This is a genomic window from Bifidobacterium bohemicum DSM 22767 (assembly GCF_000741525.1).
Lineage (GTDB): Bacteria > Actinomycetota > Actinomycetes > Actinomycetales > Bifidobacteriaceae > Bifidobacterium > Bifidobacterium bohemicum.
Map to the genome: position 1 here is coordinate 682,501 of NZ_JGYP01000002.1, position 23,693 is coordinate 706,193.

The 23,693-nt window shown below is 61.0% G+C and carries 14 protein-coding genes; 7 read left to right on the top strand and 7 right to left on the bottom strand.

Annotation, left to right across the window (positions count from 1 at the left end; translation table 11 throughout):
- Nucleotides 1-410: 410 nt before the first annotated feature.
- Nucleotides 411-2,126: an MFS transporter gene (locus BBOH_RS05080; protein WP_237743140.1), complete on the bottom strand. Its 1,716-nt coding sequence runs from the start codon at nt 2,124-2,126 to the stop codon at nt 411-413.
- 237 nt (nt 2,127-2,363) lie between these two features.
- Here BBOH_RS05080 and BBOH_RS08270 point away from each other — a divergent pair, with 237 nt between their 5' ends.
- The 4 genes from BBOH_RS08270 (at nt 2,364) to nrdE (ending at nt 6,926) form a co-directional block, all read left to right on the top strand.
- Nucleotides 2,364-3,242 (top strand): TetR/AcrR family transcriptional regulator, encoded by an 879-nt coding sequence (locus BBOH_RS08270; protein WP_052118220.1) that lies wholly within the window; start codon nt 2,364-2,366, stop codon nt 3,240-3,242.
- A 384-nt stretch (nt 3,243-3,626) separates the two neighbouring features.
- Entirely contained in the window at nt 3,627-3,929 is a 303-nt protein-coding gene (locus tag BBOH_RS05090; protein ID WP_044098145.1) for a glutaredoxin domain-containing protein, read from the top strand.
- Between the two features lie 188 nt (nt 3,930-4,117).
- Nucleotides 4,118-4,630, top strand: coding sequence for a class Ib ribonucleoside-diphosphate reductase assembly flavoprotein NrdI (nrdI, locus tag BBOH_RS05095; protein WP_044098224.1), 513 nt, complete (start codon nt 4,118-4,120; stop codon nt 4,628-4,630).
- Between the two features lie 136 nt (nt 4,631-4,766).
- Nucleotides 4,767-6,926: a class 1b ribonucleoside-diphosphate reductase subunit alpha gene (gene nrdE / locus BBOH_RS05100; RefSeq protein ID WP_237743163.1), complete on the top strand. Its 2,160-nt coding sequence runs from the start codon at nt 4,767-4,769 to the stop codon at nt 6,924-6,926.
- A 122-nt stretch (nt 6,927-7,048) separates the two neighbouring features.
- Here the strand turns inward: nrdE and BBOH_RS05105 are convergent, their stop codons facing one another.
- Nucleotides 7,049-8,299 carry a putative ABC transporter permease gene (locus BBOH_RS05105; RefSeq protein ID WP_081930339.1) on the bottom strand — a complete coding sequence of 417 codons (1,251 nt, stop codon included), beginning with the start codon at nt 8,297-8,299 and terminating at the stop codon, nt 7,049-7,051.
- 358 nt (nt 8,300-8,657) lie between these two features.
- On the opposite strand from BBOH_RS05105, the gene BBOH_RS05110 reads away from it, so the two are divergent.
- Together BBOH_RS05110 and BBOH_RS05115 are read left to right on the top strand one after the other, a co-directional pair.
- A complete protein-coding gene (locus BBOH_RS05110; protein ID WP_052118219.1) occupies nt 8,658-11,564 on the top strand; it encodes a YhgE/Pip domain-containing protein in 2,907 nt (968 codons plus the stop codon).
- Nucleotides 11,561-13,870, top strand: a complete 2,310-nt coding sequence (locus BBOH_RS05115; RefSeq protein WP_035140270.1) for a YhgE/Pip domain-containing protein — start codon at nt 11,561-11,563, stop codon at nt 13,868-13,870. Before BBOH_RS05110 ends, BBOH_RS05115 begins: the two co-directional genes overlap by 4 nt.
- Nucleotides 13,871-14,252: 382 nt before the next feature.
- On the opposite strand, the gene BBOH_RS05120 is transcribed toward BBOH_RS05115, so the two are convergent.
- The 5 genes from BBOH_RS05120 to BBOH_RS05140 all read right to left on the bottom strand — a co-directional run bounded on the left by BBOH_RS05120 (nt 14,253) and on the right by BBOH_RS05140 (nt 21,565).
- Nucleotides 14,253-16,115, bottom strand: a complete 1,863-nt coding sequence (locus BBOH_RS05120; protein ID WP_033522160.1) for an ABC transporter ATP-binding protein — start codon at nt 16,113-16,115, stop codon at nt 14,253-14,255.
- Nucleotides 16,116-16,229: 114 nt separating this feature from the next.
- Nucleotides 16,230-18,104, bottom strand: a complete 1,875-nt coding sequence (locus BBOH_RS05125; protein WP_033522159.1) for an ABC transporter ATP-binding protein — start codon at nt 18,102-18,104, stop codon at nt 16,230-16,232.
- A gap of 204 nt (nt 18,105-18,308) precedes the next feature.
- Nucleotides 18,309-18,866: a MarR family winged helix-turn-helix transcriptional regulator gene (locus BBOH_RS05130; RefSeq protein ID WP_044098147.1), complete on the bottom strand. Its 558-nt coding sequence runs from the start codon at nt 18,864-18,866 to the stop codon at nt 18,309-18,311.
- A gap of 554 nt (nt 18,867-19,420) precedes the next feature.
- Complete coding sequence (locus tag BBOH_RS05135; RefSeq protein WP_033522157.1) at nt 19,421-19,636, bottom strand: hypothetical protein; 216 nt, start codon at nt 19,634-19,636, stop codon at nt 19,421-19,423.
- Nucleotides 19,637-20,038: 402 nt separating this feature from the next.
- Nucleotides 20,039-21,565, bottom strand: a complete 1,527-nt coding sequence (locus tag BBOH_RS05140; protein WP_161786443.1) for an amino acid permease — start codon at nt 21,563-21,565, stop codon at nt 20,039-20,041.
- A 229-nt stretch (nt 21,566-21,794) separates the two neighbouring features.
- Between BBOH_RS05140 and BBOH_RS05145 the strand changes: the two genes are divergently transcribed.
- Entirely contained in the window at nt 21,795-23,342 is a 1,548-nt protein-coding gene (locus BBOH_RS05145; RefSeq protein ID WP_081930341.1) for an amino acid permease, read from the top strand.
- The last annotated feature ends 351 nt before the right edge of the window (nt 23,343-23,693 follow it).

The window sequence follows — 23,693 nt, forward strand, 5'->3', positions numbered from 1 at the left end:
GTTTGCCCACATCCGGGAGATCCAAGCCGTCACATGAGGCACAACTGGCATCCCGACTGCCGCGGGGAATAGCAAAAGGCTCCCCATCCAATCGGTTTAGGATTGACGGGAAGCCGGTATATTCATTAGGCTTTCGGGAACCGGTGGCGCGGGTGCAGCACACCGCGGAATTCAGCGAGTAAACGGAACCTGAATGGAAATCAGAATCCGTTTATTCGCAGACACCACAGGACTTAGTATAGGAATGGAATCTTAGCCAGCCGCAGGTTCCGTTTTTTAACGACCGATGCGCAATCGGGTCAACAGCCGGAATCGGATCAACAGTCGAAATCGAGCCGATAGGCCCACGGTGGACGGCCGACGGCCTGAGGCCCCGCCGGAAGCGACGGGAGCCTCACAGCCCGCAGAAGTTATTCGACGTGGTCGCGCTTGACCGCACGGGCCACCCAAACGGAAGCGATCAGGCCGATGGCGAGCATGACGATGGCAACCACGAGGGTCCATTGCCCCGAGGTGGTAAAGGAGGCCGACATGGCGTCGACCACCTGCGGACCGAGCGCGCCGAGTTTGCCGGTCGTGCCTTGAGCGCGGATGCCCACGATGGCGGAACCGGCCGACGCGTCGAGCGAGGTGGTCAGACCGTCAATAACCTGGGAGGGTAGTTCCTTGACGCCCGCAAGCGCACCCGGTGCGGTGTGCGTGACCATGACGGAGAGCACCATGCCCGCGACAGCCGAGCCGATGCCCGTACCCAGCTGACGAATGGTGGACTGCGTGGCGGAGCCTTCGCCGGATTGCGCGACGGGCACTTCGGCGAGCACAAGGCTGGTCAGCTGCGCGGCGGCGAAGCCAAGGCCGAAGCCATACAGGACCATCGGCACGAGCATCCACGCGACGGAAATGCCGGGGCTCATCAGGAACATGATGCCGAAAACGCTCAGGATTTCAATGACCAGACCCAATTGCACGGTGTGCGTGGAACCGATTCTTGCGGTGACCAAGCGCGCCAGCCCACCGGAGACGATGGCGCCCAAGCCCATGGTGGCGATCAGCGCACCGGTCGGAATCATCTTCAGACCACGCACGTTAATCAGGTAGAGCGGCAGCACGAACATGATGGCGAATTCGCCGGCCTGAATGGCTCCGGCCGCAGTAAGGCCCAACGAGAAGGTGGGGATGCGGAAGAGGGTCAGGTCGAGCATGACGGGCTTGCCGTTGCGGGCGCGGCTGGTTTCGGTGAGGATGAACAGAACGAAGGAGACGATGCCGAACACGATGCAGAACGGGATGACCGAGACAGGCCAGTTCCTGCCCCATGCGAAACCGCCGATGCCGAACTCGCCCTTGGGCTTGAGCCAACCGTAGGTCTGACCTTCGATCAGGCCGAAGATGAGGAACGCGGAGCCGAGGGCGGACAGGACAACGCCGAGCGGATCGAAGCCTTCGGGCTTAGGCTGGCCGGACTTGGCGGCGGCCTGGGCGGCTGCGCCCATCGCCGAGGCGCCGGCCTTGCCGCCGGTTTGCGGCACGAACGGAATCGCGCACAGGAAGACGATCAGGCCCAGCGGCACGTTGACCAGGAAGATCCAACGCCAGCCGATGGTCTGGGTGAACAAACCGCCGAGGAACGGGCCGACTGCCGCGGCCGCGCTCATGACCGAACCCCAGACGCCGAATGCGATGGCGCGGTTCTTGCCGCGGAACGAGGCCGAGACGATGGAAAGCGTGGACGGCATCACCAGCGCGCCGCCGACGGCCTGCACCGCGCGCGCCGTGAGCAACAGCGCCGCACCGTTGGAGGAAGCGGCGAGCACGGAGCCGGCCACGAAGATGACCACGCCGACCTGCAACGTGGCCTTGCGGCCCTTCATGTCACCGAGTTTGCCAAAAGGCAGCAGCAACGCGGCCAAAAGAATGTTGTAGAGCGAGGTCACCCACTGGGCGTCGGTGAGGGTGAGGTTGATCTTCTGGATCATCACCGGAATGGAGACGTTGACGATCGAGCCGTCGAGCACGATCATGGAAAGCGCCAACGCAAGGACCCATAGGGCGTTCCATGGCGGTTTGCCCGCGCCATCCTCGGTTTTAGTGGCGACTTTTTGGCCACCGTTCATTGTTTCAGCCATAATCACATGGACGCTTTCCCCGTCGTTCGGACGGATCGATATTTTTCGCGACACACCGTCGCGACCTTTTTGAGACTATACGTCGCTAAAATGGATTGCGCAAGCCGACATGCGGCAAATCGTATAAATTTATTACAATGCACAAACGTGCAGCGACCGATATGTGCATATGTACGACAATACGCGCCACGACTCATACGGCGTACCGCGAATAAGCCCACGGCCGAAAGGAACACCATGCCACGCATCAAGGAGGCGACGCTCGAGGAGCACCGCCGCAACACGATGAACGCCCTGCTCGACTCCGCCGAAGCCATCATGCGCGAGCAGGGCGCCGACGGCCTGACCCCCGCAGCCGTCAGCCGCGGGGCCGGTATCGCGCGCAATTCGATATACCGCTACGTCCACGACATGAAGGACCTGCGGCGAGGTCTGATGAAGCGCCATCTGCCGGAGTGGATCGACACGCTGAACAACGCGCTCGACGGACTCGACGATCCAGTCGAGGTAATCGCCACATGGGTCCGGGTCAACCTCGAACAATCCGTGATACATGGACATGAGTGGCTTATGCGCTTGCCGGTGGACGATGCGGAGGAATACGCGAAAAGACAGCGCGAAAACGACGATTCGAAGGACGGAAGGGGCAACCCCGTCGGCTCCGGCGCCATCACCGGCGACGACAAGGATCCGCACGACACCGACGGCGACCCGGATTTTTCGATACCTTATGTCGACCCTTACTGCGGCAAGTCGCTCAAAGCACGCCAGACGCGGATCCGGCAATCCGACAAGGAGGATTGCGCCCCCGGTGCCGTCAACGGGGGCGACCAGCGCCAGGAACAAGATGCCCCCGAACATGGCGCAGGCACCGGCGAGCAGCCTCTGCAACCAGGTCAACCCAGCCTCCACGAGCAGGTGAACGCCCCAATCGTTCAGGCATGGGAGCGGCTGAAGCCCTCCGCCCCGGAAGTGGGTGTGGCACTGACCAAGGGACTGGTTTCCAGCGGGATGCGGCTGTTGAGCGAGACCACCCAAGCCGAACAGTCCCAGCAAGCCATCATCGCGGACATCGACCGTGCGACCCGCGCCCTGATCGGGGTCCTGCGCGAATAGGCCACGGTGCCACCGACAGCCACCTTCCGCAATCGACGGATCGGCATAGCCAAAGACCATCGGTTCCGAGCGGAGCCCCTTGGCAAACCTTCTTTCCCCCATCCACAGCCAAGTTATCCACCGAATTATCCACAATTGTGCACACTTCAGGAAGCATCCAGTGGATGATTCGAGCCATCTAATGTGAAGTCGCTAACACTAGCGAAGCCATTTTTGCAATACTCAAAATACGCAACCCATGCGTAAGTAGTCATTTCAGCGCAAATCACTATATCTAGTGTTTGAAAATACGACACGCTACTATCTCTTGGGGTTCCCTTTGGAACTATGTGCCTGTAATCTGGCCATATCAGGCAACAGGAAACGAAAACCCAGGAGGCACAGATGACGGTAACCGTCTTCACGAAACAACACTGCCCGCAATGCATGGCGACCGAACGCCAGCTCAAGCGCCAGGGCATTGCATTCGAACAGGTCGATCTGACCAATAACCCTTCGACCGTGCAACAACTGATCGAGGCAGGGTTCAAGCAGACACCGGTGGTCATTACGCCCGACGCATCCTGGAGCGGCTACCGCCCCGACCTTATCAAGGCACTCGGCAACGGGCATCCGGCCGAGGCCGAGGAACGGAATGTGACCGAAGCGGCAACACAAGACGCAAGCGTCAGCGAGGTTATGGCGTGACGACGATTGCATCCGCGATCCAGACCACGCCGCAGAACGGGCGACCGGCATCCGGCAAGCGACTGAACCCCGCGCCGGAACCGGCGGAACCGTGCGCCGGAAAGACAACCCCGGTTGGCGTCGAGGCGGAACCGGAGTCAGGCGAATCCGCCATCGTAAACGATTCCGCCAACGCCGATGCGCCCGCAATTCGAGCAACCGGCACACAGTCGCCCTACGATGACGAATGCGAATCGCCAAGCGCGCCCGAAACCCGCGTGCCACAAGGCGTCGAGCACATCGGGGCGGTCGTCTATTTCTCCTCCGTCTCGAACAACACGGCGCGCTTCATCGAAGCCTGCGATTTTCCATCCGAAGGCATCAACGTCTATCGCATACCGTTGCGCCCCAAAGATCCGCCGCTGCAGGTGCGCGAGCCGTACATCCTTATCGTGCCCACCTACGGCGGAGGCAACATCGCCAAGGCCATACTGCCTCAAATCAAGAAGTTCCTCAACGGACACAGGAACCGTGGCTTCATCCGCGGGGTCATCTCCTCCGGCAACCGGAACTTTGCCACGGCCTTTTGCGCGGCGGGCGACATCATCGCCCAAAAGTGCCATGTGCCGTTCATGTACAATTTCGAGCTTCTGGGAACCCCGCACGATCAGCAGCAGGTACGCGACGGCGTCAAACAGTTTTTCATCGACAACCAGGGTTAGTTTCTCGACGGTCATTGAAAGCGGATCATTGCGATTCCGCCATTTTGCCCGTCCACAACGAGAAGACCGAACCGTATATCATAAACCAACAACCGAAAGGAACCCCGCAATGGGTCTGACCGATTCCACGCTGAGCATGGACAACACCACCGAAGACACAGGCTTCGATCCGGAGCACGACTATCACTCGCTCAACGCCATGCTCAACCTCTACGACGAAAACGGCAACATCCAGTTCGACGCCGACAAGGAGGCCGAACGCGCCTACGTCACCGGGCATGTGGCCCAGAACACCATGAAGTTCGACTCCACCGCGGACCGACTCAAATACCTGATCGACAATCTATACTATGAAAAGGACGTCTTCGCGCAGTATTCGCCCGAATTCCTCGACAGGTTCTACGACCACGTCGAGAACTCCGGCTTCGAGTTCGAGACCTTCCTCGGCGCCTTCAAGTTCTACCGTTCCTACGCGCTGAAGACCTTCGATGGAAAGCAGTACCTCGAGGACTTCCCCCAGCGCGCGGGCGCCGTGGCGCTGGAACTCGCGGCGGGCGACGAGAACGCCGCCATCAAGTACGTCGACGAGATCATCTCCGGCCGTTTCCAGCCGGCGACCCCGACCTTCCTGAACCTCGGCAAGGCCCAGCGCGGCGAGCCGGTATCCTGCTTCCTTGTGCGGGTCGAAGACAATATGGAGTCCATCTCCCGCGGCATCAACTCCGCTCTCCAACTTTCCAAGCGCGGCGGCGGCGTGGCGCTGCTGCTGTCCAACCTTCGCGAGCAGGGCGCCCCGATCAAGCACATCGAGAACCAGTCAAGCGGCGTGGTTCCGGTCATGAAGCTTCTGGAGGATTCGTTCTCCTACGCCAATCAGCTGGGCGCCAGGCAGGGCGCGGGCGCGGTGTACCTCAACGCCCACCACCCCGACATCCTGCGCTTCCTCGACACCAAGCGCGAAAACGCCGACGAGAAAACCCGCATCAAGTCGCTTTCCTTGGGCGTCGTGATCCCCGACATCACCTTCGAACTGGCCAAGCGCAAGGAGAAGATGGCCCTCTTCTCCCCCTACGACGTCGAACGCGTCTACGGCAAGCCGTTCGCGGACATTTCCGTGACCGAAAAGTACGACGAGATGGTGGCCGACGACCGCATCCACAAGACCTACATCGACGCCCGCGAGTTCTTCATGACCCTGGGCGAGGTGCAGTTCGAGTCCGGCTACCCCTACATCCTGTTCGAAGACACGGTGAACCGCGCCAACCCGATCGACGGCCGCGTGACCATGTCGAACCTCTGCTCCGAAATCCTCCAGGTGCAGGAGGCCTCGACCTACAACGCCGACCTGAGCTACGGCCATGTGGGCAAGGACATCTCCTGCAACCTCGGCTCCCTCAACATTGCCAAGGCGATGGACGCGGGTCTGGCGCAGCCTGTGGAGACCGCCATCCGCGCGCTCACCAGCGTCTCGGACCACACGCACATCGACTCGGTCCCATCCATCAAACGCGGCAACGAAGAAGGACATTCCATCGGCCTGGGCCAGATGAACCTGCACGGCTTCCTCGCCCGCGAACACATGCACTATGGCTCGGAGGAGGCTCTGGACTTCACCGACATGTACTTCATGACCGTGGCCTACCACGCCTACAAGGCGTCGCATGCGCTGGCCGTGGAACGCGGCACGAGGTTCGCCGACTTCGAGAAGTCCGACTACGCCAAGCCCGCAGGCCAAGGCAACTACTTCGACAAATACACCGACGGGCGCCGCTCGCTCGAACCGCGCACGGAAAAGGTCAAGGCGCTGTTCGAACGATTCGGCATCGCGATCCCGACCGTGGCCGACTGGGAGACGCTGCGTGACGAGATTCTGCGCGACGGCATCTACAATTCGTATTTGCAGGCCGTGCCGCCGACCGGTTCGATCTCCTACATCAACCACTCCACCTCCTCGATCCACCCGATCGCCTCCAAGATCGAGATCCGCAAGGAGGGCAAGACCGGCCGCGTCTACTACCCCGCGCCGTACATGACCAACGACAACCTCGAATACTTCGAGGATGCCTACGAGATCGGTTGGCAGAGGATCGTCGACACCTACGCCGAGGCCACCCAGCACGTCGATCAGGGGCTGTCGTTGACCCTCTTCTTCCCTGCGGGCGTGACCACGCGCGAGCTCAACAAGGCGCAGATCTATGCATGGCGCAAGGGCATCAAGACGCTCTACTACATCCGCATCCGCCAGCAGGCGCTCGAAGGCACCGAGGTCGAAGGTTGCGTGTCCTGCATGCTGTAAACGCCGCATAAACCACGATAGCGCCGGGGCGTTTCGGCTCAGAGGACATCAGTCTGAGCCGAAACGCCCCGGCGCTATTGTCATGAACGCACGAGCAACCCCCTACAAAAGCGGAAAGGCCACTACTGCCGACCCGACCACTTCGGGTTCATCGTCATCGTCTGGAAACGATGCTGCATTACATCATTGCCGTAATGCTGATCGAAGAATTGGGTGACGGGGGCCGTCTGAGGCATCCCGGCAAGACGCCCGTACCAGCAATCAAGCGCCATCAGCGTAAAGGCCATGTCCACGATCATGAACGCGAGCGCCACAGCGGTCGCAGCATAACGCCACTTCCATGGGATCAGGTTAATGAATTTCAGGAGCGGCGGCAGCAGCTTCCGTATCCATATCAGCCCGCCGAGCCCCCAGAAAATCATGTATTTGCCGCTTGTGCGCCCGCCGAACAACGCAAGCCAGTCATTCGAGTAGTTCCAGGCGATCACGCCGAACGCGACTTGCATGAACCAGCTGACGAACGCTTCGAATGCGCCGCCGATGACCGCGCTGGCGCAGAAAATCACCGCCCAATTCGCATTCCACAACCGGTTGAGGAACATGGTGACAATAACTACGCCGAACCCGTAAATCGGTGAGAATGGCCCCCAAAGCAGGCCGGCTCTATTCTGCCATTCGTTGTAGAACACCAGATGGTAAATCTCTTCGACCAGAAGTCCCACGACGCAGCCGACGAAGAAGAGCCAGAACACGTTGAACACGTCGAGCTTGATATAGCCCTTGCCGCTGGGGTCGCGGCCAAGCGTTCCCGATTCGCGAGCCTCGAAGTACTCATCGCGCTCGTCCATACGCTTCAATGCATGTTGCAGCATACGTTCCTCAACCAGCGCCGGGTCCAGCCCGATGGCAAGCACCACCAGTATCGCCACTTGAGCCGTGGACACCAGGACGCCGGGCCCAAGCCCCTGCAACGCCAGCGACAACAGGGCTTGGGCCACCGTCACCGCCATGAGCGCATACGCCCAACGAGCCGCATAGTGTCGCTTGTCTCGCAGCAGAACGACGCCGAAAACGGTAAGCCCCAGGGCATTGGCGAAGGAGACCAGGCCATTGGCGCACGTCAGCAGGAAAGTCAGATCAAGCGGGTCGGCGTGAATGCGCCCGATGAGGAAGAGACGTATGCCCTCGATGATCTGGTAGCCCACATAAGGCACGCCGATCAAGCCGATCAACAGAACAAGTGTCCCATAAACGCGGGCGGCGATGACGCCGGGTCCACGAACTCGCTCGACAGCGCTGTTCACGGCCCGCCACCGAGCGCCATGCGGCGTGACGATGTCGTTGTCCTGCTTCTCTTCCGTCGTTTCCGTCATGTATTCCAAGGTTACCCTACACCATTCTCTCAAACGCCTAGCGCCGGACCGTCTGCTTGAACACCCGGCTCGACCAGCCCACACCCGTTTAAGGATATCTTCTGCCCCCAAATTCCAATCGGCGTACGGGATTCCGCCGACCCGGCCACAACACGCCGAACCACCTTGCCGCCAATAACCCGGTCACAGGCGCACGAACCACGGATACGGCCGCGACCGCACCCCACGCCCGATCAACGGAGAGCAAGATCATCACTATACGTGCATGCACGATCGGTGTATGCCCTCAGCTATAGGTTCATAGTCTCGAATAGGCTGAATGCCTTGTGGACAGCGGTCATCCAGACGGAGGGGGATTATGCGCAACGTTATGGCCATCGCCCGACGCGACATTCTGCGCGTGCTACGAGTACCGGCGGCTTGGATCGTACTGGTGGGACTCATCATCATCCCGCCGCTCTATGCATGGTTCAACATCGCGGGTTTCTGGAACCCGTACGGCAACACGCAGGGCATAAAGGTCACCGTGGTCAACAATGACCGGGAAGCCGACTCGAAGCTTGCCGGCAAACTCAGGATGGGCGATCAGATCGTCGACCAGCTCAGGACGAACAAGAAGATGGGCTGGAATTTCGCCGACTCGAGCGAAGCCCGGCGACGCGTCGAGTCCGGGGAGAGCTACGCCTCGATCGTCATCCCACCTGATTTCAGCCGCAAGGTCGCCGGAATCCTCGAGGGAAAGACGGCACAGCCGACACTGGAATATTATGTCAACGAAAAGGCCAATGCCCTGGCAACCCGCATGACGGATAGCGGCGCCTCCACCGTCGACGACCAAGTCAACGAGACCTTCGTGTCCACGGTGAGCAAGGCGGTGGCGAGCACGCTGAACAAGGCCGGCGCCAAGGTCGATTCCCGCACCGAAGCCGCCACGGCCGAAACCATCGCAAGCCTTAATCGGACCCAAGCCACCACGGCGAGCATTCGCCAATCGGTAGGCGAGTTGAACGCGCGGCTGACGCAGATGCCCGACAAAATCAAGAAGGCTCGGACGCTGCTGGCCAACGTGCAGCAGGACGGCAAGCTCGCCGCCAATGAGCTGAAATCCGCCTCGGTTTCCCTGACGGATACGCAAGCGGGTCTCAATACGTTCGTCGGTCAGGCCAATACCACCCTCGACCAAGGCGCCGGCGACATCTCGCAGTCCAGCGCAAAAGCGAGCCTGGCAATCAGCTCCATCGCCGCAGGGCTCACTCAGGCCAATGGTCAGGTCGGCCTGGCACTGTCCACAGCCAAAAGCATCAACCAGAACAACAACACTCTGATCGACCAACTGGGGGCGATGCACCCGACAGACCCCGCGACCCAGCAGGCCGTCCAGGACCTCAAGGCCGAAAACAAGCGGCTTGACGACTCCATCAAAAGTCTCCAGAACCTCAATTCCAGCGAAAATCTCGGGCGGCTGGTCTCCGGTGTCACCGCGAGCGCCACAGGCGTGGATAAGGCGACCCAAGGCGCGCTGGCGAATTCCGGGGCCGCGCGCAACAGCCTGGCCGGCGGAGCGCTGCCGCAGCTAAATACCGGGCTGAATTCACTGGCGTCGGCGAGCGCGACGACCAGCGCCGGGTTGGCAACCCAAAACGCGCTGGTCGCGCAGGCCAACTCCGTCCTCGACCAGCTCGACCAGACGACAGCGGCCATGCAACAGGCTTTGGGCGGCACTGACGAGGGACTGGCGGCATTGCAGAACCGCCTGTCCACACTCACCACGGATCTGGGCGCATTGAACGGCTCGGCCCTTCTGAACACGTCGGACGTTTTGAAGAAGGAAACCGGCAATCCCCGGCTCGACGCTTCGAAAATCGCGGATTTCATGCTTTCTCCCACCGTGCTGGACACCAAGGTCGTCTACCCGGTGTCCACTTACGGTTCCGGCATGGCTCCGCTGTTCACCAATCTGACGCTGTGGGTGGGCGCGTTCATGCTGGTGGTGCTGATGAAGCTGGAAGTCGACGACGAGGGCATCGACAGCCCCACGCCGGGCGAACGCTACTGGGGGCGCGGGCTCGTGCTCATGCTCATCGGCGTGCTGCAGGCCGTCGCGGCCGTCACCGGCGACCTGATCATCGGCGTGCAGTGCCACAACATCCCGGTTTTCTACCTCACGGCGGTGCTGGCGTCAATCGTGTACGTGAGCATCGCATACGCCCTGTCGACGGCGTTCATGCACGTCGGCAAGGCATTGTGCATCGCGTTTGTCATCGTGCAGATCCCCGGTTCCTCAGGCCTCTACCCCATCGAGATGATGCCGAGGTTCTTCCGTTCGATGTACCCCTACTTCCCCTTCACCTACGGCATCAAGGCGCTGCGCGAGGCCATCGCGGGCTTCTACCGGGCGGACTGGTTCGTGGACATCGGCAAGCTGGCGATTTTCGCGCTGGTGTTCTCCGCCATCGGGCTGGCTTTCAAACCGCATAACGGCGGTCTGAGACGGTTTGTTGACCGTCAGCTTGCGGAAAGCGATATCATCGTCAACGAGCCGGCCCTGCACATCGGCCACGAATTCAAGCTGGCCCAGGCTCTGAGCGTGCTGGCGGACAAGAGGGAATTCCACGACGCGCTTCAGGAACGCACCACTCATTTCGCCGGGCTCTACCCATGGCTGACGCGCGGTGGTGTCGTACTCGGGTTCGTCGTGCCGGTCATCTTCGCCGTCACCTTCTCCCTGGCGCCCGGCGTGAAGGACGTGGCGCTGGCCGCATGGATCATTTGGTACCTGATACTGATCGTCTTCTTCGTCGGTGTCGAGCTCTACCGCGACAACCTTGCGCGGCAGGCCGAGCTGGGCAATCTGGACGACGAGGCCGTGCACGCTCTGCTGCGGACCTACGACAAGCCACGCGTGACGCGAAGACGGAACCGACAGGCCAGGGCTTTGGGGGCGGCGGGACCGACCGGCGACGCCGGCCTGCCGGCCTTCACGGCCGCCCAACCGAACGACGCCGATGACACGGTGCGCATCGAAAACGGCGACATCGCCATGCTGCGCAACGTGCTCAATGATTCCGTGCAGACCGCCGACGCCATCGGGCTCGACGACACCATCGGCCGGTCCGACAGCTCCGGCCGCCAGAGCGGTCCGGCTGAACCCACAGCCGGACCGGCGGCCGGAAACACGCCCGGCGCCGGATCACGCGATGATCCAAAGGGCGGGACAACGGAACAACCCGGCGATGAAGGAGCGACGGAGGGAGGACTGCGATGAACACAATATGGAAACTGTTCAAGGGCGACGTCAGGCGCATGACATCCAATATCATTTCAATTATCATCATGATCGGTCTGGTGGTGATTCCGGCGATCTTCACCTGGTTCAACGTGACGGCGAGCTGGGATCCGTTCGGCAACACGCGCAATCTGAAATTCGCCGTCGCCAGCGTCGACAAGGGCTACAAAAGCGACCTCATGCCCATCAAAACCGACATCGGCGACCAGGTGATCAACCGGCTGCGCGCCAACAGCAAACTCGACTGGACCTTCACCACAAAGGACAAAGCCATCGAGGGCACGAAATCCGGCGAGTACTATGCCGCGGTCATCATTCCGGAGGATTTCAGCCGCGACATGATGACCTTCTTCTCACCGGACTCCAGGCACGCGACGCTTGAGTACTACACGAACGAGAAGAAGAACGCGGTCGCCCCGAAGGTCACGGGCGCCGGGGCGGATCAGATCGCCACCCAGGTCAACAAAACCTTCGCCAGCACCATATCCGCCACCGCGCTGAGCGTCGCCTCGGGTCTTTCCGACCATCTGGACGACCCCGCGTCGCGCGCGCGGCTCAGCACCTTCGCCGGCAACATCGACAACCTCGCCAACCAACTCGGCGAACAATCGAATACCTTGGGCACTTACAGCGCCTTGGTGACCGCTTCGCAGTCGCTGCTGACCAGTTCTTCGGCTTTGCTCGGCGGCACCGCGAAATCCGCCTCAGACTCGGCCAAGGACATCGACACGGCCGGCAAAGGCGTGTCCGACGTGTCGGAGGCGCTCGGAGCGACGGTCGCGACGCTTTCGACGGCGCTGAAACAGAGCGCCGCCAGCTATGGCTCGGTTGGCGACACCATCGACGGAGCTTTCGCCAGCGCGGGCAAGTCCTCGGCCGACGTGTCCAAAACGATGCGGGACGAAGCCTCCACCGTCGGTCAGCAGGTCGCCAATTACCAGCAGATCTACGACAGGCTCAACGCGGTGAACGCATCGGGCCAGCTCAACGACGCCCTGGCCCAACTTCAGGCGATCATCCAGCAGCAGAAGGCGCTACAGGCCACCCTGAACGTCGCGGCCGCCCAGCTGGACTCCGGCACCGCGGCGGCCGAAGGCCAACGTCAGGAGGCCAAGCAGCTCGCGGATCAGACCAAGAAGTCCATCCAAGGCCTCAACTCGAACCTCGACGCGACCCTCAAGCCGCAGATCAACGCACTGACCTCGTCGCTGACGGAGGCGACGAACTCGCTCAAATCCGGAGCCTCGAACCTGAACACGGCCATTGGAGGGATCGACGGCGCCGCAGACGGCATGGGAACGAAGCTCGATGATACGCGCAAGCAGCTGGCGCAATCACAGGACCTGCTGAACAGAAGTTCGAAGCGGCTCAGGAACTTCAGCAAGGAACTGAGTTCCGCTTTGAACAGCGGGGACATGGCACAGGTCAAACGGCTGCTGGCCGGCGATCCGGGCGAACTTTCGGAGGTCCTGGCGACCCCCGTGAAGCTCAAACGCACGGCCGTCTTCCCCGTCGAGAACTTCGGCACCGCGCTCACCCCGTTCTACACCTTCATTCCGCTGTGGGTGGGTTCGGTGCTCATCGCGCTGACGGTCAAGACCGAGGTGTCGGACAGGGTGCGGCGCCAGCTTGGCGAAGCCAGCCGAGGATGGGGTTGGGACCGTGCGGGCGACGGAGGCAGGGGACGCGCCAGACCGCTGAGGCGGGGCGCCGCCGTCGGCGAAGCCCAAGACGACACCCGGAAGGCGACTCCGATCGCCGAAGCCGGGCGAATCACCGTCAATCCCGGCACGAACACGCTGTATCTCGGACGTTTCGGCATTTTCGCCCTCATCAGTCTTATGCAGAGTACGTTCTCGTGCGCCGGAACCCTTCTGTTCCTTCGGGTCCATGCGGTGCATCCGATGCTCTTCATGCTCGCCGGCTGGCTGTCGGGCCTGACCTACGCCTTTGTCGTCTACACGCTGGTCGCCTGCTTTGGCACGGTCGGCAAGGCGATTGCGGTAATCGTTCTGGTCATGCAGATTTCCGGCTCATCCGGTTCGTATCCGCTCCAGGTGCTGCCCAGGTTCGTCAGCGCCGTCAACCCGTTCCTGCCGGCCGCACACTCGATTCAGGCGGCGCGCGCGGCCATCGCGGGCATCTATCAGGGGGACTACTGGATGCAGATGGGCATTGTGCTGATCTATGCCGCCATTGCGCTGGCCGTCGGACTGATCGTGCACAAGCCGAGCCGGTTCTCTCGTTGGTTCAGCCAGCAGCTCGAACGCACCAAGGTGCTGTAGTCCGGAACGAACGGGAAGCCGAGCAGGCGGCCGGTCGGCTTCCCGCATTCGCGGACCCGACCGGCCGTACCATATCTGTGGTCAATCCCCCCCCCCATACCGGGAAGAGTTCGACCATGCGGCAGCAGTCCCGTCGCCCGGTCTCACCCGCATATCCGGCGGCATTCCACCCTACGACCCAAAACACGTCACGTCGCGATTCATTTCTCCTCGCATCCGGTAGAATTCGACTCCAGGAACCCCGTAACGTCCCGAATCACCCGAATGTCAGGCGGAAGAACGAGACAGTCGAGACAGTAACGGCAGAGACGGCAAAGCGTCGTGTTCCGCGCCCATATGAGGCGATACGCGACGCTTAAGTCCGTGCAGGCCTATATGCGGTCTACGCGACCAGGCTGGTGAACTGGCTGTTGTAAAGGTCGGCGTAGAAACCGCCCCGCCTGAGCAGCTCCTCGTGCGTGCCCCGCTCGACGACGTCGCCGTGGTTCATCACCAGGATCATGTCCGCGTCGCGGATCGTGGATAGACGGTGCGCGATCACGAAGCTGGTGCGCCCCACGGTAAGCTCGTCCATCGCCTTCTGGATGAGTTCCTCGGTGCGGGTGTCGACCGAGGAGGTCGCCTCGTCGAGGATCAGGATCGGCGCATCCTGCACCATCGCGCGGGCGATGGTCAGCAACTGGCGCTGGCCCTGCGAAAGCGACGAATTATCGTCCAGCACGGTGTCGTAGCCCTGTGGCAGCGAGCGCACGTAATGATCGAGCCCCACGGCCTTGCAGGCGTCCTCGATCTGCTTGTCAGTGACGCCTTTCTTGTCGTATGCCACGTTCTCCTTGACGGTGCCGCGGAAGACCCACGTGTCCTGCAGAACCATCGAGAACTGTTCGTGTACGTTGGCGCGCGGCACGGTCGAGGTGTCGATGCCGTCGATGGTCATGGACCCGCCGTCGATGTCGTAGAAGCGCATGAGCAGGTTGACCATGGTGGACTTGCCGGCGCCGGTGGGGCCCACGATGGCGATCTTCTGCCCGGCCTTGACCGAGGCGGAGAAGTCGTGGATGATCGGCCTGCCCGGCTCGTAGCCGAAGCTCACGTGTCTGAACTCGACGTCGCCGCGCACGCGTTCGGCCTTGCCGGTCTTGGGGTCGCGGCCAAGCAGCGCGGGCTTGTCGGTCTCGTCGCTCATCTCGGGCTCCTCCAGGAAGCCGAAGACGCGCTCGGAGGCGGCGGCGCAGCGCTGCAGGTTCTGGAACGCCTGGGCGAACTGAGAAAGCGGTTGGGTGAACAGGCGCACGTACATCATGAACGCCACGATCACGCCGAACTCGATCTTGCCGTTGATGGCCAAGGCCCCGCCGGCGATGCAGACGGCCACGAAGCCGAGATTGCCGATGAGGTTCATCAGCGGGTTCATCAGTCCCGAAAGGAACTGGCTCCTCCATGCGGAGTCGTACAGGTCGTTGTTGTACCGCTCGAAGCGGCGGATGGAGTCGGCCTCGCCGTTATATGCCTTGACCACGATGTGGCCGGAGTACATCTCCTCGACATGGCCGTTGACGTTGCCCAGCGCGAGCTGCTGGGCCACGAAGTACTTCTGGGAGAAGTGCATGATGACGGTCATGATGACCATGCCCAGCAGGGAGGCGACCACGGCGCACAGCGTCATGATGACGTTGTTGTAGAGCATCATCGCCAGCGACCCGATGAACAGTGTCGTGGAGGTGATGAGCATGCCGAGGGACTGGCCCAGCGTCTGGCCGATGGCGTCCACGTCGTTGGTGATGCGGCTGAGCACGTCGCCGAAGCTGGTCCTGTCGAAGTACTTGAGCGGCAGCCTGTTGATCTTCCTTGAGATCGACTCGCGCAGGCTCTGACCCACCCTCTGGGTGACGGTGGCGATCATCCAGTGCTGGACGTAGCCGAGGATCGCGTACGCGGCGTACAGGCACACCAGGATCCATGCGATGCGCGTGACCTGGTCCATGTCCACGGACGCGAGCACCGGCGCGCCGTTGACGATGACCGGCTTGCCGCCCGCCATCCTGGGTTTCAGCCCGTCGACGATGGCGTTGGTCATGTTCTTCAGCTCGTTCGGACCCGCGATCTGGCAGATCGTGGCCACCGCGCCGAGCACGAGCGCGACGACGACCGCGGGGACCCACCTGCGGCAATACCGCATGAGCTTTTTCATCACCCCGCCGAAATCTGCCGGTTTCTCCACCGGCCCCCTCATTCTTTTCGCCATGATAGTTCCTTATATGATTGTCGTTCTAACGTCTCAGGATTCGCGCTCCGGCGGGACGCCTTCCGGCCAACGGGGTCGATGCCCCCGGGCACGCCCGTCGAAAGCGTTTGCGGCCTATCCGGCCAGCTCGTCCGGGGTCAGCTGGGACTGGGCGATCTGCCTGTAGACCTCGCAGGTGTCCAGCAGCTCCTTATGGGTTCCCTCGCCCACGACCCTGCCGTCGTCGAGCACGACGATGGTGTCCGCGTCCATGATCGTGCCCACGCGCTGAGCCACGATGAGCCTAGTGGCGTCGCCGGCCTCGCGTTTCAGGGCGTCGCGCACGGCCCGGTCCGTCTTGAAATCGAGCGCGCTGAACGAGTCGTCGAAAATCATGATTTCAGGGTGGCGGTACACGGCCCGGGCGATGGAAAGACGCTGTTTCTGACCGCCGGAGACGTTCGAGCCGCCCTGGGCGATCGGCGCGTCGTAGCCGCCGTCCATCCGATCGACGAACTCGTCGGCCTGCGCCACCTCGCTGGCGATGCGAACGTTCGAACGCTGCTCGGGGGTCAGATCGAGGCCTTCGGCGGCGCCGCTTGCGGCGATCAGGGCCGCTTCGCGCTTACGCCCCTTGGCCGTCGACGTGTCGGCGAGTTCAAGCTCCTTGGGGTCGTCCTTGTCGCCCGGCCGGTCGCCGTAGGTCACATTCGATGCCACGGTGCCTTTGAACATCACGGACTGCTGCGGCACATAGCCGATCTTGTCGCGCAGCGCCTTCAGGTCGTAGTCCCTGACGTTGACGCCGTCCACGAGCACCTGCCCGTCGGTGACGTCGTAGAAACGCGGCACCAGATTGACCAGGGTCGACTTGCCGGAACCGGTGGAGCCGATGAAGGCGACCGTCTGGCCTTTCCGCGCCTTGAAACTAACGTCGGAGAGCATCGTGTCGCGGGTGCCGGGGTACGCGAAGCTCACGTCGCGGAACTCCACCTCGCCGGCGTGCCCCGGCAGGCCGGCCTCCTGCGAGCCGGAGATGACGGACGGCTCGGTGCCGAGCACCTCAAGCACGCGCTGGGCCGAAACATCGGCACGCGGCCAGAGCACGAACACCATGCTCAGCAGCAGAAAGGCCATGATCACCTGCATGGCGTAGCTGGAGAACACCACCATGTTCGAGAAGTGCGTGAGCTTGTCCGCGGGAAGCATCGCGTCCTTGATCAGGTACGCGCCGATCCAGTAGATCGACAGACCCAGGCCGTTCATCACCGAGCTCATCACCGGATTCATCGCGGCCATGGCGCGCGTGGTGAACAGCTGCGTGTTCGTCAGTTCGTCGTTGACCTTGGAGAACTTGTTCTCCTGGTAGGCTTCGGCGTTGTAGGCGCGCACCACGCGCAGACCGGTCAGGTTCTCACGGGCCACGGCGTTGATGTTGTCGGTCAGCCGCTGCATGGAGCGGAACTTCGGCATCACCAACGCCATGACGATGATCACGAACAGCAGCACGATCACCGTGGCAATCGCCGTGGCCGCCGTCCATTCGAAGCCTTTGCCCGCGATCTTCACGATCGCCCACACCGCCATGATCGGCGCGCGGAAAATCAAGAGCACGCCCATGGTGATGAACATCTGGATCTGCGTGACGTCGTTGGTGGAGCGGGTGATCAGGGAGGCGGTGGAGAACCTGTGCATCTCGGCCGGCCCGAAGGACTCGACCTTGCGGAACTCGAGCGAGCGCAGACGCTGGCTGAACGAGGCCCCCACGCGCGCCGTCAGATAGCCCACGATGATGGCGCACACGACCGATCCCAGCGAGACGAGCAGCATCTTGCCGCCCTCCTTGAAGATGTCGGCCATTCTGCTGCCGGGGGTCTCGACCAGTTTGGTGACGCTGGACATGTAATCGGGCAGCTTCAGATCGAAGAACACCTGTCCCGCTATGAACGCGAGGCTCAGGATAAGCTGCCCTATCTCCGTTTTCGAGAGATATCTACTGATGCGAAACATGGCTTCCTTCCATATCGCGATAAGGAATACGCGGGTTTCGGAGCCTGGACTACCGAACACCCTTGGTTGTTAATAGTGTTAGATATTTGAACGTTGCATGGAATGATGCTCCTGGCCTACGGGATTGCGATTCGTTTCACCGGACTCGCAGAGGGCCGCCGCCCCAACCGATCCCGAAAGAACCTCCGGCAGCGACCCGTGCAATCACCACGAAGCCCCGCCCGGCTTGGACCCACGGCCCACCTCACCGTCCGACGCATCGGATTCCTTGGCTTCGGCGCGCACGGCACGTTCGGCAAAGGCCTGTTCGATCACCTTCGGATCCGGACGAGGCTCGCCCGGCCGGCACACCGACATGTACGTCATGAACTCCTGCGTCAGGCCGACGTACTCACGCGTGCGGCGCTCCCCCATCTGGGAGAAGATCCAGCGAACCGCCGAATCGATGTCATCCCTGTCGTGCCGCGCCTGCGCGGCACCTGCATCGGTGAGGGAAACCAGAATGTTGCGCCGGTCGTTCTCGTTGATCTGACGAGTGACATACCCCTTCTTCTCAAGCGCCCCCAAAAGCGCCGAGACCCGACCCGAACTGGCATGCAGGGCTTGGGCCAGGCGGGAGGGGGTCTGCGTGCCGTGCCTCAACAGCTGACGGAGCACGAACGGCTCGCCTTTGCTGGCACCCTCCACCTGACGCCACATGGTCGACCTTCCGTTATGCATCTCCTCGCGCATCGCCTGCATCGCTTCCTGTTCGAATCCCATGCCGAGCCCCTCTCGCCCTCAAACGTAATTAAAAGCTATCCTACTGAATATCTTACCCTATGAGCATTTAATCAGATGCAGCATTCATCACATTTCTGCATCGGCTTAATCCACGGCCCGCGTCTTATCGTTCGACGTCAATCACACACAAACCGCTTGCGAAGATTGCCCGACAAACCCCCGATCCGCCCCACACAAACCAAGGCAAACGATCGACTTACACGCCCTGAAACCAGCCAACCTCCGCGAACCCGTTCCCCCGCTCACCCCCCCCCCACCGCACCGCCACGCCTATCCTCCATCGAGCACACGCGGCCGCAGAAACGCGGCACGACGAGGCACAACAGACAACACGGGGCAGAACCGGCCAAAAATGGAGTCCAAGAATGCCGGGGCAATCAACACAAGGCGGGCAGCGTAGGCAGAACCGACCGGAAACGAACTCCAAAAACACCCCTCCACCGCAAACGAAAACCACCATAAGCAAAGAAAAAGGCGGAGCCCCTCGTCCCTGACGAAAGACCCCGCCTGTCACAGCTCAAAACCGCAGAAAATCAATCCTTGTCCTCATAGACAGGACGCAGATCAGCATGATGATTGCCAAGATATTCACCCACGGCCTCACGAATGACGACGGACGGACGAACCTGCTCATAATCCGCACTCGCCAGCACCCAATCAGCCAGCTCGGTCGTGGCACGGACGCACCAAGTCCTCTCCTGACGCTGATGAGCCCCGCTCTGAGCTTTCACACCATTCAACATTTTCATACTCCGAATTCTCTATTAACTATTACGTAAATCAACAACAATTACCTAGAAATACCGTTCAACCATCCGGCGACGCTCTTTCCAAGGCACATGTGCACGGGGTCTCGTACATGCCCTGCATCACAACCATGCAAAAGATATGATACACACGTCTTCATCCCATTGCCACTGTATTACCTTATGAGCGAACGTACGCTTGCCCGAAGCGTCAATTCGTCGCCTTCTTTTGCCGGAGGCGATAATCCCACCAGAAACACCGAGAATGCATACATCGTTCTACCCCTAACTGCAACTGACATCGTATCATGCTTTTGCCGCTCGCAGACACCAAACAAATCGCATAACGTCAAAAAGCGGCGGTAGGGTTGTAAATATACTCGATTCAACTCAACACAGCGCGCGTCAAACGCGCCGTTCGCGCATAACGTTGTACCCTCCGAACACGAAAAGCCAGATGAGGGCGATGGCCGCAGGCAGTCTCGTATCAGAAGCAATGAACAGCGTGAGATAAATAAAGACGAAGAACGCGACGGTGACGGCGCCGGTGGCCTTGTATGCCGGCATCACGAACCCGTCCGGGTCGAAATCCGCCGAACGACGGTAACCACGATGCGCAAGCATGATCAGGACGTAGACGAAGATGATGACGGCGCTTGACGCCGACGTGAACAGCATGAACGCATTGGAAACCTGGGGAACCAGATTGATCAGCGGAGCCAGCAGGATGAGCGCCGCGGACAGGATGATGCCACGCGCCGGCACCTTGCGCGAGGAGACGACGCCGAGTTTGCGCACCAGGGGCGAGCCGGACTCCTGCGACAGCTGCAACAGATTGCGCCCCGCGGAGTAGAGCAGGGAGTTGAGCGCGGACGACGCGGCGGTCAGGACCACGAAGAAGACGAGCGCCGACGCCCAGTTCAGACCCACGTACTGGAAGACCATGATGAAGGGGGAGGCGAAGGAGCCGTCCTTGTTCGGCTGGAACACGCGCCACGGCACGATTAGCATGATGGCCACGAGCGCGCCCACATAGAAGATGAGGATCCGCATGATGATCTCGTTGATCGCCTTGGGCAGAACATTACGCGGGTTTTTGGTCTCCGAGACGGTCACGCCCACGAACTCGATCATCTCGTAGGCGAAGAAAACCATCTGAAAGCTCATCAGGAACGCAAGCCAGCCGTTCGGGGCAAGGGAGAACCCCTTGACCAGATTGTCGAAACCGGCATGACCGGCGGGGACGACGTGATCCACGCCATTGATGTGCGCAGCAGGATAATGGTAGCCGATCACGACCATCACGATTGCCGTGACGATCATGGCCACGATGAGCGTGATCTTGATCATCGAGAACCAGAATTCGGTCTCGCCGAACGCCTTGACCGCGATCAGGTTAATCAGCGAAAGAGCCAGCAGGAAGCAGATCTCGATAAGCCACTGCCAATGGTGCAGGTCTATGCCGAAACTCCTGAAAAAGCTGACGAAGTATATGCCCACGGCGGTGATTTCGGAAAGCCCCATGAGAATGAGGACGATCCAATAGCTCCAGCCGGCGAAACGGCCCCAGCCAGGGCTGACATACTTGCCGATGAAGCCGATGAAGGTGTGCTGGTTCGGGTCGTGATACATCAGCTCGCCGATGGCGCGCATGAGCAGGAACATCACCAGACCCACCAAAATATAGACAAAGATGATGCTCGGGCCGGTCAACGCGATTGACTTGCCGGAGCCGAGAAACAGGCCGGTGCCGATGGTGCCGCCGATGGCGATGAACTGGATATGTCTGTTACTCAGACTGCGTTCGAGCTGGTTGCCGCCGCCGGCGTCGCCGCTGGGAGAAGCCGATGCATCGTACGACGAATCGCGGGAGGCCGCCGCCCCATCACCACCTCTGTTCACACCGCCCGGTTTCATCGTTTCGTCGACCATATGCCCCCTCCTGAATCCGTCATATCGGTAAATCCACCATACGCCATGCCATGATTAGACACCGGGAGCCCCGCACGATATGGACAGATTCACAAATCGCACTTCGGTGCCGGGTCATCAAGACCCGGCGACGACATCGACACCCGCTCCTAGACTGTAGGCAGCCGCACCACATAACCTGGTGTCGCGGCATATTACGAGCAGGGAATCCCGTATTGAGGAGCGCCACATGACCGGTCAGTCAGACAAGACAACAGACAACAGCAACACCACCGCCAGCGGCGCAACCGCAGCCGTTCCGAAAAGACGCGACCGCAACGCCCTTGTCCGCAAACTCAAGACCCGCCACATCTCCATGATCGCCCTCGGAGGGTGCATCGGCACCGGGCTTTTCATGACCTCCGGCGGCACCATCGCGCAGGCCGGACCCGGCGGCGGACTCGTGGCCTACGCGGCCATGGGCGTCATGATCTACTTTTTGATGACCAGCCTCGGCGAGCTGGCCACGAACATGCCCGTCTCCGGCTCGTTCGCCGTCTACAGCACCAAATACGTCGACCCGGCCCTAGGGTTCGCGATGGGCTGGGATTACTGGCTCAACTGGGCGATCGCCGGCGCCACCGACATCTCCACGGCTGCCCTGCTGATGCAGTTCTGGTTCCCGAAATCGCCGGGCTGGGTGTGGAGCCTGACCATGCTCGTCATCATCTTCTGCCTGAACGCATTCGTGGTCTCGGCATTCGGCGAGACGGAATTCTGGCTCGCGCTGATCAAAGTGGTCACCATCATCGTCTTCATCGTCATGGGCCTGCTGATGATCTGCGGCATCATGTTCCAGCCGGCGGTCGGCCTGAGGAACTTCACCTACAAGGGCGGCCCGTTCATCGGCGGTCTGCCCGCGATTATGGGCGTCTTTCTGATCGCCGGATACTCGTTCCAAGGCACCGAGGTCGTAGGCGTCACCGCCGGCGAGTCGGAAAACCCAAGTCAGGCCGTGCCGAAGGCGATCAACAACGTCTTCTGGCGGATCGTGCTGTTCTACCTACTGTCGATTTTCGTCATCGCCGCGATCATCCCGTACACGGACCCGAACCTGCTGGGCGCCTCCGACAGCAACGTCGCAATGTCACCGTTCACCATCGTCTTCGAAAAGGCCGGCCTGGCCGCCGCCGCGAGCGTGATGAACGCGGTGGTGCTCACCTCGATCCTTTCGGCCGTCAACACGGGTGCCTACGCCTCCAGCCGCATGCTGTACGGCATGGCCAAGGACGGCTACGCCCCCAGATTCCTAGGCACCACCACCAAACGCGGCGTACCGCTGGCGGCGTTGATCACCACACTGTGCATCGAGGCGCTTGCCTTCTCGTCAAGCATCTTCGGACCGAAATTCTACATGTGGCTCGTCACCGCCACCGGCCTGACCGGCTTCATCTCATGGATCGGCATCGCGCTGAGCCATCTGCGCTTCCGCCTGGCCTTCAAACGGCAGGGCCACGACCTTTCCGAGCTCAAATACCATGCCAGGCTCTTCCCGTTCGGCCCGGTCCTGGCCATCGCGGTCTGTCTGATCGTGATCTGCGGCCAGGATATCCCGGCCTTCGCCTCCGGCGACTGGGGCAAGCTGCTGATGACCTATTTCAGCGTCATCCTCGTGGCCGTCCTCTACTTCGGCTATAAATTCACTCACCGCACCCACATCGTCAAGCTCGACGAGATGGACGTCATGCCCGAACGGCCTGAACAGGCGCACGGGCAGCCAACGAAGCAGAGCCGATAAAGACCGCGAGCAGGCAATTCCAACCGGGATTATCCGGCGACTCTTCCCCATCAAGGAAATCAGTCATTCCGATATTTACCGGCATTCTACCTAACGCCTCCACCTTACCAAAACATTCGGTCAATAGATTGACCAAAATACCCAGCGATATAAAATTCGGTCAGTCTGATGACGGTTTTTCAATAATTTCTGCTAAACCTGTCAATAGACCGACAGTTCTAATAACGAGTGGCGCAAAGGGTTCATATGATCAACCGTCCGTACTGTCTGTCTTGGCTCGAATGTGAAGCTGCTCTCAAACGAGCTTGCGACGACTGCCGACTGGACGGTACGTGGAGCTGACCATGTTCC